At 36.7% G+C, this 17,007-nt stretch carries 17 protein-coding genes; 1 reads left to right on the top strand and 16 read right to left on the bottom strand.

Annotation, left to right across the window (positions count from 1 at the left end):
• Nucleotides 1–9 precede the first annotated feature (9 nt).
• Together J2R98_RS01505 and J2R98_RS01500 are read right to left on the bottom strand one after the other, a co-directional pair.
• Nucleotides 10–1,026: a SepM family pheromone-processing serine protease gene (locus J2R98_RS01505; RefSeq protein WP_307065418.1), complete on the bottom strand. Its 1,017-nt coding sequence runs from the start codon at nt 1,024–1,026 to the stop codon at nt 10–12.
• A gap of 3 nt (nt 1,027–1,029) precedes the next feature.
• On the bottom strand, nt 1,030–1,809 hold the full coding sequence (locus J2R98_RS01500; protein ID WP_307065416.1) for a patatin-like phospholipase family protein: 780 nt from the start codon (nt 1,807–1,809) through the stop codon (nt 1,030–1,032).
• A gap of 139 nt (nt 1,810–1,948) precedes the next feature.
• Here J2R98_RS01500 and spoVV point away from each other — a divergent pair, with 139 nt between their 5' ends.
• Nucleotides 1,949–3,166 carry a dipicolinic acid transporter SpoVV gene (gene spoVV / locus J2R98_RS01495; RefSeq protein WP_307065414.1) on the top strand — a complete coding sequence of 406 codons (1,218 nt, stop codon included), beginning with the start codon at nt 1,949–1,951 and terminating at the stop codon, nt 3,164–3,166.
• 47 nt (nt 3,167–3,213) lie between these two features.
• On the opposite strand, the gene J2R98_RS01490 is transcribed toward spoVV, so the two are convergent.
• The 14 genes from J2R98_RS01490 to rsmD form a co-directional block, all read right to left on the bottom strand.
• Nucleotides 3,214–4,728 carry a class I adenylate-forming enzyme family protein gene (locus J2R98_RS01490; RefSeq protein ID WP_307065412.1) on the bottom strand — a complete coding sequence of 505 codons (1,515 nt, stop codon included), beginning with the start codon at nt 4,726–4,728 and terminating at the stop codon, nt 3,214–3,216.
• A 120-nt stretch (nt 4,729–4,848) separates the two neighbouring features.
• Complete coding sequence (gene fabG / locus J2R98_RS01485) at nt 4,849–5,592, bottom strand: 3-oxoacyl-ACP reductase FabG (protein WP_307065410.1); 744 nt, start codon at nt 5,590–5,592, stop codon at nt 4,849–4,851.
• A 6-nt stretch (nt 5,593–5,598) separates the two neighbouring features.
• Nucleotides 5,599–6,486 (bottom strand): intracellular short-chain-length polyhydroxyalkanoate depolymerase, encoded by an 888-nt coding sequence (gene phaZ, locus J2R98_RS01480; RefSeq protein WP_307065408.1) that lies wholly within the window; start codon nt 6,484–6,486, stop codon nt 5,599–5,601.
• Nucleotides 6,487–6,501: 15 nt separating this feature from the next.
• Nucleotides 6,502–7,503, bottom strand: coding sequence for a 3-oxoacyl-ACP synthase (locus tag J2R98_RS01475; RefSeq protein ID WP_307066887.1), 1,002 nt, complete (start codon nt 7,501–7,503; stop codon nt 6,502–6,504).
• Nucleotides 7,504–7,524: 21 nt separating this feature from the next.
• The gene (locus J2R98_RS01470; protein ID WP_307065407.1) at nt 7,525–7,692 is read right to left on the bottom strand and encodes a hypothetical protein; all 168 of its coding nucleotides are present in this window, start codon (nt 7,690–7,692) and stop codon (nt 7,525–7,527) included.
• Between the two features lie 13 nt (nt 7,693–7,705).
• Nucleotides 7,706–7,909, bottom strand: a complete 204-nt coding sequence (locus tag J2R98_RS01465; RefSeq protein WP_307065406.1) for a hypothetical protein — start codon at nt 7,907–7,909, stop codon at nt 7,706–7,708.
• Between the two features lie 12 nt (nt 7,910–7,921).
• The gene (locus tag J2R98_RS01460) at nt 7,922–8,722 is read right to left on the bottom strand and encodes a branched-chain amino acid ABC transporter permease (protein WP_307065404.1); all 801 of its coding nucleotides are present in this window, start codon (nt 8,720–8,722) and stop codon (nt 7,922–7,924) included.
• Nucleotides 8,719–9,591: a branched-chain amino acid ABC transporter permease gene (locus tag J2R98_RS01455; protein WP_307065402.1), complete on the bottom strand. Its 873-nt coding sequence runs from the start codon at nt 9,589–9,591 to the stop codon at nt 8,719–8,721. The genes J2R98_RS01460 and J2R98_RS01455 overlap by 4 nt, the downstream gene beginning before the upstream one ends.
• A gap of 12 nt (nt 9,592–9,603) precedes the next feature.
• On the bottom strand, nt 9,604–10,314 hold the full coding sequence (locus tag J2R98_RS01450) for an ABC transporter ATP-binding protein (protein ID WP_307065400.1): 711 nt from the start codon (nt 10,312–10,314) through the stop codon (nt 9,604–9,606).
• A complete protein-coding gene (locus J2R98_RS01445; protein ID WP_307065399.1) occupies nt 10,295–11,065 on the bottom strand; it encodes an ABC transporter ATP-binding protein in 771 nt (256 codons plus the stop codon). The genes J2R98_RS01450 and J2R98_RS01445 overlap by 20 nt, the downstream gene beginning before the upstream one ends.
• 78 nt (nt 11,066–11,143) lie before the next feature.
• Complete coding sequence (locus J2R98_RS01440) at nt 11,144–12,349, bottom strand: substrate-binding domain-containing protein (protein ID WP_307065397.1); 1,206 nt, start codon at nt 12,347–12,349, stop codon at nt 11,144–11,146.
• A gap of 119 nt (nt 12,350–12,468) precedes the next feature.
• Nucleotides 12,469–15,678 (bottom strand): winged helix-turn-helix domain-containing protein, encoded by a 3,210-nt coding sequence (locus tag J2R98_RS01435; RefSeq protein ID WP_307065395.1) that lies wholly within the window; start codon nt 15,676–15,678, stop codon nt 12,469–12,471.
• 130 nt (nt 15,679–15,808) lie between these two features.
• Nucleotides 15,809–16,300, bottom strand: a complete 492-nt coding sequence (gene coaD / locus J2R98_RS01430; RefSeq protein ID WP_307065394.1) for a pantetheine-phosphate adenylyltransferase — start codon at nt 16,298–16,300, stop codon at nt 15,809–15,811.
• On the bottom strand, nt 16,297–16,866 hold the full coding sequence (rsmD, locus tag J2R98_RS01425; protein ID WP_307065392.1) for a 16S rRNA (guanine(966)-N(2))-methyltransferase RsmD: 570 nt from the start codon (nt 16,864–16,866) through the stop codon (nt 16,297–16,299). Before rsmD ends, coaD begins: the two co-directional genes overlap by 4 nt.
• Nucleotides 16,867–17,007 lie beyond the last annotated feature (141 nt).

Raw genomic sequence — 17,007 nt, 5'->3', positions numbered from 1 at the left:
GCATTATTTTTATTCTAGATTGTTTAAGTAATCAAGTGCATCTTGGAAAGTATCAATTGGCACAATTTCTACATCTGTATTAATTTCTTCCGCTTTTTCTACCGCTTCGTCATAATTGGATCCCTCACGTCCATTTTCATGAGCTGCAAAGAAGATATCAGCATCTTGGCGATCAGCTGATACTACTTTTTTATCAACGCCACCAATACGATAAATATTACCTTCATAGTCGATTTCACCACTTCCGACAATCGTCCTTCCTTTAGTAATATCATCCATCGTTAAACGGTTATATACTTCTAAAGCAAACATTAAACCAGCACTAGGGCCACCAATTTGACCACTTTCATAATCAACTTCTGGTGTGACATGAACGTCACGATCTGTTACAAGTGATACACCCATGCCAGGTCGTTCAGGGTCATTTGGAAAGGCGTCAAGTTCAAAAGAAGTCGTCATCTCTTCATCGTCTCTTAAAAATGTGACTTCAATTTCATCTCCAACAGACATTGCACTCGTTTCATTTACAATTTCCTCCGATGAAGAAACTGTTTGCCCGTTTATTCCGATAATTTCATCACCGATTTCCAAATGACCATCAGCAGGCATATCTTCAACCACCATGGCAACAAAAGAACCTTTATATTCAATCGTTATATCCCCGCCTGCCGCTTCAAAAGCGACTACAGTAGCAGCTTCTTGAGAGCTTTCCATATGTTGTAATTGAGCTTCCATATACTCTTCTTGACTTATACCATGAGGTCTAACTTGTTCTAAATCAACGATGTCATGGTGAGGTCTTATTTGAGCCCAAAGGTAATACAAAGGTGTTGCTTGCCCCCCTCGAACTGTAACTAAATGCAACTCCCCTTCACCTTCAAAGCTATCTTCCATCTCAACGACAGATGATAACGATGTCGTATCACCAGGTTGGTATATGTAATAATCTAGTTGGTAATATGAAAGAAAGAGAGCTAAACCGATCGTAACAATTAACGTAATGACTTGCTTTTTATTATTAAACATAATTTATTTATTCCAACCTTTCATCGCTCGCTTAATTGATTCTATGTGCTTTTCTGCTTCTTTTTCACCTCTAGTAATAATTTCTCCAACATTTGAATAGTTGCGTGAACTAAATTCATACACTTCAGGTCTTAATACAAAATCCGCGTCCATCACTAGGTGACTTGTCATATCATCTTGCATAATATCAATGCTTTGCATAATAATATCATAGATCGAATGCATATCTGTATTTTCTTCAAACTTTGAACAATCAACTGCAATAATTATATCCGCTCCCATCTCTCGAACAACTGAGATAGGAATCCGGTCTTTAACACCACCATCGATTAACAGACGGCCATCAACTCGTTCTGGAACGAAAACTCCAGGAATCGATATACTAGCACGAACAGCTGTTGCAGCATCCCCTTCACGAAAAATGACACGTTCACCATTATGTACATCAGTTGCTACAACGGCTACAGGTATATTAAATTGTTCCAACTTTTTATTATATGTAAACATACGAATATATGACTTAATCCGTTCCCCTTGAATTAGCCCCATCTTGGGAACTGTTATATCCATAAAATATTTTTGTCTAAAGCTTAAAGCTAAATTATAAAGATCATCTACTTTTTGACCAGCCCCATAAAAAGATCCAACTAATGCCCCCATGCTACTACCTGCAATATAATCAATGGGAATATTATGTTCTTCAAAAACTTTTATGACACCTAAATGAGAAAAACCTCTAGCACCACCTGACCCTAATGCTAGACCAATTTTAGGTCTGGACAACTATAAACACTCCCTTCTATTCCTAAATCGTAATGCATAGTGTTGTATAAGTATGGATTAAAATCTTTGTATCTATTTATAAATATTTTACTACTCTTGTCTGTATTCGTACAGTTTGATGTTATTAGGAGGACAAGCGGTGATTTCAAAAATAACTTCTATTTTTTATGCCACAGCAGCAACCTTTCTCGCAATTGCTATTATTACTTTTCCGGACCAATCATTCGAAGCATCCATTCGAGGTTTAAATTTATGGCTTGAAATTGTATTCCCTTCGTTACTACCATTTTTCATTGTAGCTGAATTGTTATTAGCTTTCGGAGTAGTGAAATTCATCGGGGTTTTATTAGAACCTCTTATGCGTCCTCTTTTTAATGTCCCAGGGGCTGGAGGGGTTGTGATGGGGATGGGATTAGCTAGCGGATACCCATCAGGAGCTAAGATTTCTGCACGCTTAAGACAAGAAAATGTTCTAACAAAAACTGAAGCAGAACGACTAGTAGCTTTTACGAACGCCTCAAACCCATTATTTATTTTTGGTGCAATCGCGGTTGGATTTTTTCATGATCCGAAATTAGGTTTTCTTATTGCAATTTGTCATTATTCAGCTTGTATATTAGTTGGTTTATGTATGAGGTTTTATAAACGAAACGAAGATGACCGAACTGATGATGATCAAAGAAACATTCGCGGGTCAACTTTTGGACGAGCATTATATGCCTTACATCACCATCGAACTTCTAACTCTGAACCACTCGGTAAAATCTTAGGTGATGCTGTTATGTCTTCTATTCGTACACTCGTTATGATCGGTGGATTCATTGTATTATTTTCTGTTTTAAACAAGTTATTATTTCTATCGGGTGTATCATCAGTAATTGCTAGTTCAATTGAGAAGATCTTAACGATATTTGCTCAACCTAAAGAATTAGCTCTTCCTTTACTTAGCGGTGTATTTGAAATTACGTTGGGTGCACAAATGATCTCCCAAACTGACCACGCTACATTATTCGCTCAAGTTATTTTAGTTAGTGCCATTTTAGCTTTCAATGGACTTTCCATTCAGTCACAAGTGGCAAGTATACTTGCCAATACCGATATTCGTTTCGCACCATATTTTTTCGGAAGGTTACTGCATATTGTATTCGCTGTCATTCTAGTAATGGTTCTGTTTAAGCCATTATACGTTGAAAGAACAATGCTTTCTCCATCCGATATACCAGTTGATACCCACACTGACTACACCGGATTATCGGTTATCGCGTTAGAATGGTTAAGTCAATACGGGCCATTAATTACGATTGGAACCATTTTAGTAGGATTCCTCATCTTGCTTCGTAAAAGCCAGCAGCATTAAACAAATTTAAAGGTGACCTCAAAATTAATTGAGATCACCTTTTTATATTACGACTTGCCGTTTTCTTCCTTTATTTGTTGCTCTTGAAACCAACGATTAAGTGCTTTTTTATTTATTTTACCGACATGAGTTTTCGGAAGTTCATCAACTAGATAGAATGCTTTTGGTATTTTGTATCGACTCAATTTCTCTTCACAATAAATCTCAAGTTGGGCAACATCAAGATTAGGGTTACTGGTCGATATGTAAGCTATGGCTTTCTCTCCCCATAGTTGATCAGGCACTCCGATTACAGCAACTTCTTGTATGTCTGAGTGTGATAGAAGCCAATGTTCTATTTCTAACGGAAAAATATTTTCTCCACCTGATATGATCATATCCTTTTTACGACCGACAATATAAACAAAGCCCTCAGAGTCTCTTCTTGCCAAATCTCCAGTTTTTAACCACTCACCATGTAATTGTGCCATCGTTTCTTCTTCTTGATTCCAATAATATTCAAATAGATGTTTCCCTCTTAGCCAAAGCTCGCCAACTTCATTAATTGCAACTGACTCACCTGCACTGTTAACGATATCAATGTCATTAAACATCATCTCTTGACCAACTGAACCTTTCTTCAAACGAGCATCTTCTGGTTCAATATAGAAATTGTTTGGTCCTGCTTCTGTTAAACCATATCCTTCTCTAAATTGAAGTCTCTTATTTTCAAATCGTTCATAAATAGTTAATGGACAAGGTGCCCCTCCTGATAAAAACACTTTCATATGTGGAAAATCGTTTTCTTTAAATATTAATGATTCTGTTATGAGCTGATACATCGTCGGAATGAACAACACAATGGTACAACGATATTTGATTATATGTTCAACTGCTTGATCCGGATCAAAATTAGCATGAATAATGACTTGCCCTCCAGCCATTAAAATCGGAATGGATAAAGCATTTAACCCTCCTGTATGAAACATTGGGATTGCTGTTAACGTCCGGTCGTCTTTCGTTAACCCCCAACTAATAATCGTATTTAAGGCATTCCACATAACGGACCGATGACTTAAAACAGCTCCTTTCGGTTTGCCTGTCGTGCCACCAGTATAAATCATAGCCAAAGGATCTGTTTCATGTAGAGAGATTTTACCTATGTCCTGTCGATCTAAATCATACATATAATTTGGATGGTCAATAAGTAATGTGTTGTAAGTTTTATTAAGCCATGCTAACGATTGTTCAAATTCCGGGTGAATTATGACCAACTTAGGATCACTATCTTGTAATACATAGGTTAATTCATCTTGCGAAAGCCTCCAATTTAACGGTACAAAAATTGCACCAACCTTTAAACAGGCAAATAACGTGTCGAAGTAGCTAATATGATTAAGTGATAATAAAGCAATACGATCACCTTTTTGAATTCCACTATGTTTTAACCCTTCTGCTAATACAGTTGCACGGTCATTTAATTCTTCATAAGACAAAGATCGTTGAGCTTGAACATCAACGACAGCTTCATCATTTGGGTATAACTGTGCTCTTGATTGTAACCAATCTAATTCGCCTAGCATGTCTAGTCGCCCCCTTAAACATCATGTGTATTCAGTTTAAAGAAGATTAGTTACAATACAGTTACAAAGTATCTCATTAAAAGCAAAACCAGGTTAGCCTTATGCTAACCTGGTCGTAGATTACATCATAATCGCACCATCTACATGAATCACTTGGCCATTAACATAGTCGGAGTCATCACTCGCTAAATATAAATAAGCTTTAGCTATATCTTCAGGTTGACCGAGACGTCCCATTGGTACTTGTTTTTTCAAACCTTCAATAATGTGTTCAGGGACTGATTCAACCATCGAAGTCTCCGTAAACCCTGGGGCTACAGCATTTACGTTAATTTGTTTGTGACCTAATTCTTTAGCCCAAGTTTTCGTCATGCCAATTAAGCCTGCCTTCGCCGCTGCATAATTCGTTTGTCCAACATTACCGTATGTACCTGAAACAGAAGAAGTATTAATTACTTTACCTTTACCTTGGTCGAGCAAATAAGGTAAAGCAGCTTGTGTACAATGAAATACACCTGTTAAATTAACATCAATTACTTGTTGGAAATCTTCTGCACTCATTTTTGATAACATCGCATCACGTGTTATGCCAGCATTATTTACGAGTATATCGATTTTACCGAACTCTTTAATTACTTGTTCTACCATATGGTCTACACTAACCCTATCTGCGACGTTGACTTGAATAAACTTGACATCAAGATTTCGATCTTGTAATTCTTGTTCTTTTTTCTTGCCGGTTTCAACATCGAAATCAGCTAATACAACTTTTGCTCCTTCTTCACCAAACAAATTAGCTGCAGCATATCCTATTCCATTTGCACCACCCGTTATAATAGCAACGCGTTCATCTAACCTAGCCATTGTATGTCATTCCTTTCGTAAGTAGTTTTCGATTGTTTCTGTTAGTAATGGTAAATCATCAACCATTGGTGAATGTCCACAATTCGTAAGCTCTACATATTCAACATCGCCTGTTAAATCTTCTAAAATCTCATCTTTCATAAATGATAAGACGACATAATCTAAGTTACCGTGCATGACAAGGACTGGGACATGAATTCTGTCAACTTCTCCCGTGCCATCAATTAAACCATTATGAACATGACTTATATTAAAATGGTTTAAAGCATGATAACATTCAGCAATATTCCTTTGAGTTAGGATATCGTCTAAATACTCATCACAATGGTTTGCCTCTGGTTTTTTCTGTGTATAAATAGCTGCATCCCAAACCATTTTCATCGTTTCTTTATCACCGTTTTGCTGTGCTGCTTCCATCACTTTCGTTTTCATAGGATCTAGTTTAATTTGCTCATAAGTTTGTAGTCTATTATTTACATCTGGCGTACCATCTGGGTTTGTAGCATAAAATGGGTAACCTCGAGTCGAACCTGATGCTAATAACATTAATTTCTCACAAGGTTGGTCATACATAGCACAGTATTGCATTGCAATTGCGCCACCCATTGACCAACCTAAAATGCTGTACACTTTAAGTTCTAATACATCAACAAACTCTTTTACAATTTTCGCAAATTCTTTAATACTATTAACCTTGTGATGATAAGTTGACTGACCAAACCCTGGTAGATCTAAAGCAACAAGTGTATACTGCCCATCTAAGTTGTCTAATAATAAGTCCCAATGTTTAGATGAAACCATGTTACCGTGGATTAACAAAATCGTTTTGTCCCCACCATCGCGCTTGCGGTAAGCAATTGTTTCACCTAATGGTAAATCAATATAATGTATCACCAACGAACCCTCCTTCTAACCCCACCTAATGACTGATGCTCCCCAAGCATAGCCTATACCAGCACTCACAAGAACGACCACATCACCTTCATTAAGTTTATTTTGTTCTTGAGCTAACTGTAATGATAGTATTTGGTCAATTTGACCGATATGACCATAATGGTCAAGATAAATCGTTTGATCCTCATGCAACCCTAATTCATCTAAAATATATTGATGTGCAGACCGTTTCATGTGTAAAATGGCCAAATAATCTATGTCTTCTTCAGTAAAACCAGAATCGGATAATGCTTCTCTAATAACACTTAAGAAATTTTTCATTGATTTCTCTTCTAATCGACGTTTCATTCCATCAGGATCTAATACGTCCAATTGATATTTATTCGATTCTAATACTTCTTTTGACATTGGTAGTTTAGTTCCTCCCCCAACGACGACAACATCTTCTGAAAAAGATCCATCAGTGACGATTGACGTTTCAAGTAGCTGGTTTCGATCATAACCTTCTCTTAAAATCAACGCTCCACCACCGGCACTCAAGTTATACATAAAGCGTGATCTTGGGTTTTCATAATCAATAAAGTCTCCATTTCGATAACCACCTGCTAACAATACCGTTTTAATATTTGAATCAGTGGTCATTAACGCTTTTGCCACTTTTAATGCCATAATGGTCGTACCGCACCTTAGTGCTACATCAAATGCCCAAGCACGATGACACCCTAATGCTTCTTGCATCTTTATACCAGCAGTCCACAATGGGTACTCCTTATGTTCCTCACCTATATATATGATTAAATCAATCTCTGCTGGTTCTACATCACACTTGTTAAAAGCTTGCCTGGCCGCTTCTATCCCCATAGCAGCCGTATGGTCTTCTAATCCAGGAATAGGTTTTTCTTTAATCCCCATCTTCTCTGTCACAACATCGACTGGTAATTGAGATTTATTCGCTATTTCTTCACCTGTCATTCTTTCTTCAGGTATATATATCCCTGTTGCAACGACACCCACCATTGAGTCCACCACCAATCTCCTTTACTCACTGATCACTTTCTCCATGTATTGATAAGCATCATACAATGAATCGAAGTACGTTTCGGTATCACTTTGTACATTTACTACTTTCACTTTAATGTGAGGGCTTTCACCTAATTGAGCTTGATGATAGCGAATGACAAAAGAATGGATACATAACTCTTGCATTAATCGCTCTCCTTTAATTTTTCGCCGACTTTTTTTCAACTTGCTTAACGCGTTGCTTCATTTTCCTTTCATGTATCTTCTTTTGGATCGTACCGACAATACCATTTGGGAAGAAAATAACGACTAATATAAAGATAATCCCAAATAAAATAACCCATCTCTGAAAAATCCAATGAACACTAGCTAAATCTGATAGAAAATGGTGTGATAAGTTCAAGATTGCCGAACCTTAAATTGGACCAACTAAAGTACCTACCCCACCTATAATTGTCATTAACAAAGCATCTAGTGTCACTTCAATATCAAACACTTGAGTATTAACAAAACGTAAACTAACAGCGTATAAAACTCCCGCCAAAGCTGCGATAACACCTGAAACGACACTAATTAACACTTTATAGGGCATAATTCTAAAACCTAGCGATTCAACCCTTTGGTCATTTTCTCGAATACCTACAAGTACTCGACCTAATGGTGATTCTGTCAGCCTTTTCATAGCAAAGAATAATAGAACCATAGAAAGAAGTGTAAATAAGTAAATAACTACATTACGATGATCTTGTAGTACTCCAGGTAATTCAGGGATTCGAAACGTAAAACCATCATTACCTCCTGTAACAGAGCGCCACCTTTCTGCAATATATAAAAACATCCCAGCTAAAGCTAGCGTAAGCATTGCGTAGTAATGACTTTTCAACTTAAGTGTTAATACACCTGCTAAAAACGCCACAATAGCTGATATAATAACTGCAACGAGTACACCTAATAAAAAACTACTAAACGTTGAATCCATTCTACTCATCGTAACCGCAACACTATAAGCACCAATACCAAAAAACATCGCATGACCAAACGAGACGATCCCGGTATATCCAAGTAACAAATCATAACTCATAGCAAAAATAGCAAAGACAAATATTTGAATCATTAAAAATAGAAACCAACGATCATCTTTAACGAACGGCAACAACATTAAAACAATAGCAATTAGCAAATAAACCCATGTTGAAGATTGTAGACGTTTCATCATTTATTTGACACCCCGCTTACATTAAATAATCCTTGTGGGCGGAATATTAAAACGATTAACATAATAATCATCGTGACAACCATTGATAGAATTGGCATATAGTAAGCTGTAAATGTATTAGCTAGGCCTACTAACAATGCCGCTAGTAATGAACCTGGGATACTTCCCATACCACCAATAATGACAACAATGAATGCAAAAATTCCAAACTCTAACCCCATTTCTGCATAGATCGCACCTGAACTTGGTGCAAATAAGGCACCACCAAGTGCAGCTAACGCTGAACCAACCATGAACACAAGAACGAATACTAGTTTAATATTGACACCGAGAGCTTGAATCATATCCTTGTTCATTACGCCAGCTCGAACGATTAAACCAATCTTTGAATACTTCAATACGCTATACATAACAATAAACAAAATTAATCCAACAGCAATAATAAATGCTCGGTATTTAATAATTGTAATGTCACCAATCATCCAGCTGCCTTGAAACATTTCTGGTGTAGGTGCATTAATAATGTTCGGTCCGAAAACAACTTTTAACATTTCTGTTAGCACTAGCATAAAACCTAACGTGATTAAAATTTGTCGGATATGATTACCGTAAACAGGTCGAACAATGAGTACTTCAGTTAACCACCCTAATAGTAGACCTGTAACGATTGCACCTAACAACCCTAACCAAAAGTTATCTAATAATACATAAAAGAAAACTCCACTATAAGCGCCCCAAGCAAACAATCCACCGTGAGCAAAGTTAAGCACACTCATAAGTCCGAATATCAAAGTTAAACCTGATGCAATTAAAAAAATTAACATCCCCATGGCAATCCCGTTTATGGCAAGGTTAATAAACAGTTCCATTGCTTTTCCCCCTTAACCAATACCTAAGTATTTTCGTTTTAACTCCTCATTCTCATTTAACTCTTTCATATACCCATCATGAACTGATAGACCGTCATCAAGAATATAAAAACGATCGCCCAAACGATTTGCCATGTAAAAGTTTTGTTCAACCAATACGACCGTTGTATGGTCTTTAATCTTTTCAATGGCTTCAATTACTTTCTCAATAACAACCGGAGCTAATCCTTTACTCGGCTCATCAATTAATAACAAATCGGTCTCGTTAACAAATGCTCGTGCTATAGACAACATTTGCTTTTGTCCACCACTCAGTTGACCACCAGGCTTCTTCCAAAACTTTTTCAAATCTGGGAACAATTCTAGTGACCACTCAAGCCGCTCTTTCGTAGCGTCATCCTCATGCATCATAGCAACACGCATGTTTTCCCCTACCGTTAACTCATAGAAAATCCCTTGGTCTTCTGGTACATATCCAATTCCTTTTTTCGCAATTTTATAGGTTGGCGTCCCCGTTATATCTTCATCTTTCATATGAACGTGACCCGATGCTGCTGGATTTAAACCCATAATCGTTCTTAAAGTCGTTGTTTTACCTGCACCATTTCGTCCTAATAGTAACGTGAGCTCACCCTTTTGTACTTCAAAATTGACATCTTGCAATATGTGAAACTGCTCAATATATGTGTTAACTTTTTCTAATTTAAGTAGTGGTTGAGTCATTAGGATCACCCCCTATATAAGCAGATTGAACTGTTTCATTCGCCATTATTTGTTCTGGTGTACCTTCAGCTAACAACTCACCGTTAAATAGCACCATCATTCGATCGGACAAATCCAGAACCATATCCATCTTGTGTTCAATTAGTACAACCGTACGATCCTCTTGTTCTTTAATATTTTTAATTACATTTAAAATTGCTGGAACTTCTTCTAACGACATTCCAGCAGTCGGCTCATCTAACAGTAAGACTTCGGTATTTAAAGCAAGTAACATTGCTATTTCTAACTTACGCTTCTCACCGTGCGATAAGCTTGTAGCTGGAATTTCAGCTTTTTCTTCTAATAACACAGTCTCTAATAGATTCATAGCCTCTTCTTCAAACTGACGATAACTTTTAAAATGTCTAAACAAGTCAAATCGTACTTGTTCTCTAGACTGAATCGCCAATCTTACATTTTCTAATACCGTAATGTTTGGAAATACGTTAGTAATTTGAAATGAGCGCCCAATCCCGTTACGTGTTCGTTGAATGACGGAATGCTTCGTTATATCTTCACCCTTATAAAACACCCGCCCCTTAGTAGGAGACAGTTGCCCACTTAATAAATTGAAGAAAGTCGTCTTCCCAGCCCCATTAGGACCAATAACAGATGTAAATATATTTTGTTTTATATCAATCGATACGTCACTGACTGCCCAGTGACCGCCAAAAGCTATTGACAAATCTTCCGTCTTAATAATCGTCTCCACAATACCTCACCGCCTTCACCAATTTATGTATAAGGATGAACCTCAGTAACGTCACTGAAGTCCATCCTTCTTTAAAGGTTATTCTCGTTCATTTAAAATTGGAGGTTCTGTTTCATCAGGGGAAAGTTCTCGAATCAATGTAGGCACTGGATAGTCATACCCTTCACGCTCTTCTAAAGTGATAGCATACAACGATTGTAAAGCTTGATGGTCCTCTGGTCTGAATGTCATCGTACCTTTTGGCGATTCAAAACTCATACCTTCCATGATGTCTATTAATTCATTAGCGTCAGTTGAACCCTCTGATTGCTCTAGAGCTTCCATAATGGCTAATGCTGCACTCATACCACCTGGTGTGAATAAATCAGGGACTGTGTCATGACGCTCTACCATTTCTTCAACTAACCAGTCATTCACCTCATTATCTGGTAGGTCATGATAGTAAACTGTAAAACCTTCCATACCAACCAAGTCACCCATTGTTGATAGAGCTGCAATGTCTGGGGCACCAGTTGAAATTTGAATACCTCTTTCTTGTAAATTCATATCAGCAATTTGATTCCACGGGCTATTAGCACCTGCCCAAATAACAAACATATAATCAGGATCATGTTCAATTACACGTTGAATGTTAGGTGTAAAGTCCGTCGCATCAGGGTCAACGAATTCTTCTAACACAACTTCAGCCCCTAATTCTTCAGCGGCATTAGTAAATGCTTCTACTCCATCCCAACCAAATGCGTAGTCAGGAGCAAACGTCGCAATCGTAACGCCTTCATCAGCAATCGCTGCTGCACCAGCTACAGCGTCTTGTGAAGAATTTCGACCTGTTCTAAAAACATAAGGATTAAATTCACTACCTGTAATACTATCTGCTACAGCAGGTTCAACGACCATGATTGTCTCATACTCTTCAGCTAAACCAATTACAGATAACGTATCACCTGAATCAGAAGAACCGACTAAAAAGTCAACACCTTCATCATCTAACAACTCTAAAGCACGTTGCCTTGCTACATCAGATTGTGTCTCCGTATCAGCAAAAATAACTTCAATTTCTCTCCCATCAAATTCCATACTTCCATCAGTTGCATACTCAATACCTAACTCAAAACCTTGCTGCGTTTGCACGCCATACGCCTCAAGTGGACCTGATAATGAAGCTAAAACACCAATTTTAATTGGACCTTCTTCATCTGATCCCGCTTCATCTCCACAAGCAGACAATAAAGTAACTGCAAATAAAGCTACAACTAAAAGTCCACTCAACCTTTTCAAAGACATATTCATTCCCCCTATTTTGAAAAATTCAAGCCTTATCAGCTTGGATTCAGTGTAAAATGAGTGAGTTACAAATGAGTTACATGCGAAAAAAGACTGCCTTTACAGACAGCCTTGATCAATCATTTTATTAACTCATACATATCAATTGTTGCTTGAGTCGGCTCAATATCTAATTCTTCTTTCAGCACAGATTGACATTTTTTAAACCACTTAATGGCTTGAGGTCTATTGTTTTGTCGGTCATAGCTATACATAATTAATCGATAAGCCTCTTCCCATGTTTGATCAATTTGTAAAATTTTAAAGCACCACCTTAAGCAAAGCTCGTATTCTTCTAATCGTGTTGCAATTTGTGCTAATTTCTCGGCAGCCTGTAAGTATTGTACTTGTATTCGCTCTCGCTCACTAACTACCCAATCTGAAGTTCTACGATGCGCTAAATAATCTCCATCATATAATGTTAAACCTTTGACTAATAGATCTCTTGATTTACTTGCAACTTGTTCAACCAAACCCGCTTCAACATATCGTTCAAACTCATCCAAATCCAGTACATAAGTTGATTCTGGATTGATTCGATATGAGCTACCATTTCGCTCGATAAAATAAGAATCTTGTCTCACACGGCGTTTCGGCTCTAACACTTTAAGTAAGCTATTCAATGTCACTTTAAATTTTTTATTCGCACTTTCTTCTGTTTCACCAGGCCATAAATCATCAAAAATTTCTTCTTTCGTCAATACTTTATGACGTTTTGTTACAAACAACTCGAGAAGCTCCTTTGCCTTATCACGTTGCCAATCTTGTATGAATTGACGTCCTCTTTTCACTTCAAATGAACCTAATGCTTTTATTTGTAGCGTATACCCAGGATGATGTTCTAACTGACCTAAATCTAACTCATCAATTAATCGAATGACATAAGAGTGATGGATCCCTTCTTTTAGACAGTAGTGAAACATCGGAGCGATGACTTGTAAATCTTGAGGACCTGTTAAAGTCCTTGACTTTAAAAAGAATTCATAATTTCCAGTTTGCATCATCGTTAAAAATCTTGAAAAACAAGTTCCAAATGACTTAGTATCATTTTCATGAAATGCTAAATAGGCTTTCCAAAAGTTAATAACCATTAACCCATGTTGATCTTCGCAGCTTTCAAAATGAGACATAGCCTCGTCCAAAAACTGTTTCGCTTGCTCTGTACGGTTACCATATACAGCAGCCAATCCTAAACATAGAAGGATTAATGCAGATAACCATTGATCATGTACTTTTTCTGTTTCTTTCAAACCATTCTGTCCCGCTTCTAATGCTTGTTCATACTTACCTTCATATCCATACAATAAGCACAGTCCCATATAAGGCTCAGCCATTCCACGAGAAACATTAAGTTGTTTCATAATATCTATCGCTTGCTTATAACAAGTTTGAATGGTTGTACTATCATAACGCTCTAATAACTGAGAAGCATGACCAAGTCGCATCCAACCACACGCTTCAACGAATGGTGAATTATTTTCGATACCTTGTTGTAGTCCTTGCTCAGCGTATTTTTTACCTTCTTCTGACTCCCCTAACAAACAACAAATAATCGATAATAAAATATCTGTTTCACGATGTGATTTAGGCAATTGACTCATATTAGCAGAGCTAAATCTTACTCTTTGTTCTATTAAGTATTGTTTAGCTTGCTTTAACCGACCTGTTCTTAAATAAATTCTAGCTTTTAAATTAACTTGATCAACAGGTAAATTAGCATCTTTTGCTTTTTCTAACCAAGACTCAGCCTTGTTTGCAGAACCTAAGTTTAATAAATTTTCACCTAACATGTAGTAAAGTCTAGCAAGTTCCTTCTCATCCACGGCAAGTTGTTCGCGATACTCGATTGCTCGTTCCAATATTCGTTTAGCTTGAATTGGACGAATAGTATCTAAGTAGATTTTTGCTTTTCCTTCATATGCTAAACTCAATAAATAAAATTGCTCCCGATCACTGGTTCGGTCAATTACTTGTTGATAAATCAATTCCGCCTCATCATATTTGGAACGATAACGCGCTATTTCAGCTTGAAAGTATAGTAAAATAGGGGTTCGTTCAATTTCATAATCAGGTAATTTATATAAGTAATCATTTAACGTTTCAAGCTGTCCATCAGTTAACATCTTAATTCCGTACGTCTCCAACATTTCTGAGACTTCTTCATACTCTTGAACTTCTAAATAATGTCCAATGGCTTGTTCGACGTTACCTTTTTTGTAATAATAATGTGCTGCGTCATAGTGGAGTTGATTATATTCTTGGTGAGAGGTTGATTGTAGTCTTCTAATTAAGAAAGTTTTAAATAGAGGGTGGTATTGATAACGTTCGTTTTCTATTTTAGAGATCATTAAATTTTGTTTCGTTAACGTATTCAAAATTTCATCTGAGCCGCCGACTTTTAATAAGTTATCACATGAGGCTCCTGTAAGTTCATCTAATATACTTGTCTGAATTAAAAATGTTTGTGTAAGTTTAGGTTGCTTATTTAAGATTTCATGCAACATATAGTCATCTAAACTGGAAATAGATAATTCATTCTCCTGAAGGACCCTTATTACTTGGTCACCTTGTTCCATTTGTTGTATAAGGATTGAACATGCAGCAGGCCAACCTTCTGTCAATCGATATATTTCTTGAATCTCCTCATCGTTCATTTGAAAGTTGTACAAATCACAAAACAAATGATCAATTTCTTCTTCAGAAAGTATTAAGTCACTTGAAGTTATCTCCAGCAATTCTCCTCTTACTTTTAATTGCGATAAGCATCCCCAACTAGGTTTATAACGAGATGATAAAATAATATGTATATGACTTGGAATATTTTCCAGCAATAACTCAAGCCATTTAACAACTTTAGGTGCTTGAAACACCAGTTGAATGTGGTCAATAACAATTGTTAACTCGTCTATCTGATCTAGTTCATCAACAAATTCAGTCACTAATCTCCAAATATCTCGGTCTTTTACTGACCGTTCAGATTGCCCGAGCTCGTTAACTAACCCCTCGCCGAAATTAGAATAAGCCCCTTGCACAGCATGAATTAATTTTGCCATAAAAGCGACTAAATCTTGGTCATATTCTGACACAGTATACCAGCTTACATTGTCTTTTGTTGAATGAACATATTGACTTAATCCGACGCTTTTTCCATAACCAGCTCCTGCATGAACAAATGTTACGGGATAATTGCTCACTTGATTTAATTGTCGTTGCAAGTTAAGTCGGGTAATCAATTCGTCTCGATCTTTTAAAGGTGTAAATTGGGAAGCTAAAGTCGGGACTATGTCCATTTTAATCAACCTACTTCCTTCTTTTTTCTAAAATTTCTGTAATTTAATTCTAACATATGTTAATGTATTTCAGAATATTTAACTCTTAAATTAAAATATGCCCAATTAGTAAAGCTAACTGGGCATCGTCTTATTTATTCTTTTGTAAGTACTTCTGCTTCAACGCATCTTCAACTGCTTTCGGTACTAAATCCGATACGTCTGAGTGATAGCGAGCCGCTTCCTTAACCATACTGGAACTTAAAAACGAGTATTTATTGTTCGTCATCATAAATAGCGTTTCTACCTCATCGTTTAAATGGCGGTTCATTGATGTGATTTGCATTTCATATTCAAAGTCACTTACTGCTCTTAACCCTCTTAAAATCGTTGCAGCATTTTTCTCTTTTGCATAATCGACTAACAATCCATGGCTGACATCTACTGATACATTTGATAATCCTTTTGTGGCTTCATTAATTAACTTTAACCTTTCGTCAACGGTGAAAAGCGGTGACTTTGACTGGTTATTAAACACAGCAACAATTACATGGTCAAATACTTCAGAACCTCGTGTAATAATATCTAAATGACCGTTTGTAATTGGGTCGAAACTTCCTGGACAAATGGCTACTTTATTCATAGTTTTCCTCCTAAATTGTAAGAAAAAATGGTAATAGAAATCGTACTACTATATGTATCTTGTTTGACGACTTCAAATTGTTTCAAGTCTAAGGGAAGCTCATCATTAGGGTCATGCTCACAAATTACCATCGCTCCCTCAACTAACACATCCGCTTTTATTAGTTGATTAAAAATTTTATCAAATGACACTTTGCGATAAGGTGGGTCTAAAAAGATGTAATCAAACTTCTTACCATGCTTACCTGCTGCCTTCACTGCTCGAATTGCATCATTTCGAAAAATTTCACATTGATCGCTTATTTTAAGCTTCTTCACATTATCTTTAACCGTTTGAATAGCAGGATACTGATGGTCTACAAATACAACAGAACTCATACCTCTACTTATAGCTTCAATTCCTAAATTACCACTACCTGCGAATAAATCTAATGCACTTCCACCATCGAAATAAGGGCCAATTTGATGGAATAATGATTCTTTTACTTTATCGGTTGTTGGTCTTGTTTTCATATTAGGAACCGCTTTTAACGGGTGCCCTTTAAAACGACCAGATATCACTCTCATCTCATCACCAACTTCACGTTTCTACTTCATACTATTTCCATAAATGATTAATCAATAATTAACTATATAACAACATAAAAAATAAAAAACCAAACGTATAAAAAAAATGAACCTGGTAAAACTGTCTATTAGGAACGGTAT

The organism is Alkalibacillus filiformis (assembly GCF_030814115.1).
Classification (GTDB): domain Bacteria; phylum Bacillota; class Bacilli; order Bacillales; family Alkalibacillaceae; genus Alkalibacillus; species Alkalibacillus filiformis.
Note: the sequence above shows the minus strand (reverse complement) of the source record. Positions and strands in the feature narration are given on the sequence as shown.

What these genes read in the sequence shown, in the direction of transcription:
- J2R98_RS01450 (WP_307065400.1), bottom strand. Translation starts at nt 10,314, where the DNA reads ATGACTCAACCACTACTTAAATTAGAAAAAGTTAACACATATATTGAG.
- rsmD (WP_307065392.1), bottom strand. Translation starts at nt 16,866, where the DNA reads ATGAGAGTGATATCTGGTCGTTTTAAAGGGCACCCGTTAAAAGCGGTT.
- coaD (WP_307065394.1), bottom strand. Translation starts at nt 16,300, where the DNA reads ATGAATAAAGTAGCCATTTGTCCAGGAAGTTTCGACCCAATTACAAAC.
- J2R98_RS01440 (WP_307065397.1), bottom strand. Translation starts at nt 12,349, where the DNA reads ATGTCTTTGAAAAGGTTGAGTGGACTTTTAGTTGTAGCTTTATTTGCA.
- J2R98_RS01460 (WP_307065404.1), bottom strand. Translation starts at nt 8,722, where the DNA reads ATGATGAAACGTCTACAATCTTCAACATGGGTTTATTTGCTAATTGCT.
- J2R98_RS01505 (WP_307065418.1), bottom strand. Translation starts at nt 1,026, where the DNA reads ATGTTTAATAATAAAAAGCAAGTCATTACGTTAATTGTTACGATCGGT.
- J2R98_RS01490 (WP_307065412.1), bottom strand. Translation starts at nt 4,728, where the DNA reads ATGCTAGGCGAATTAGATTGGTTACAATCAAGAGCACAGTTATACCCA.
- J2R98_RS01470 (WP_307065407.1), bottom strand. Translation starts at nt 7,692, where the DNA reads ATGCAAGAGTTATGTATCCATTCTTTTGTCATTCGCTATCATCAAGCT.
- J2R98_RS01435 (WP_307065395.1), bottom strand. Translation starts at nt 15,678, where the DNA reads ATGGACATAGTCCCGACTTTAGCTTCCCAATTTACACCTTTAAAAGAT.
- J2R98_RS01475 (WP_307066887.1), bottom strand. Translation starts at nt 7,503, where the DNA reads ATGGTGGGTGTCGTTGCAACAGGGATATATATACCTGAAGAAAGAATG.
- fabG (WP_307065410.1), bottom strand. Translation starts at nt 5,592, where the DNA reads ATGGCTAGGTTAGATGAACGCGTTGCTATTATAACGGGTGGTGCAAAT.
- J2R98_RS01455 (WP_307065402.1), bottom strand. Translation starts at nt 9,591, where the DNA reads ATGGAACTGTTTATTAACCTTGCCATAAACGGGATTGCCATGGGGATG.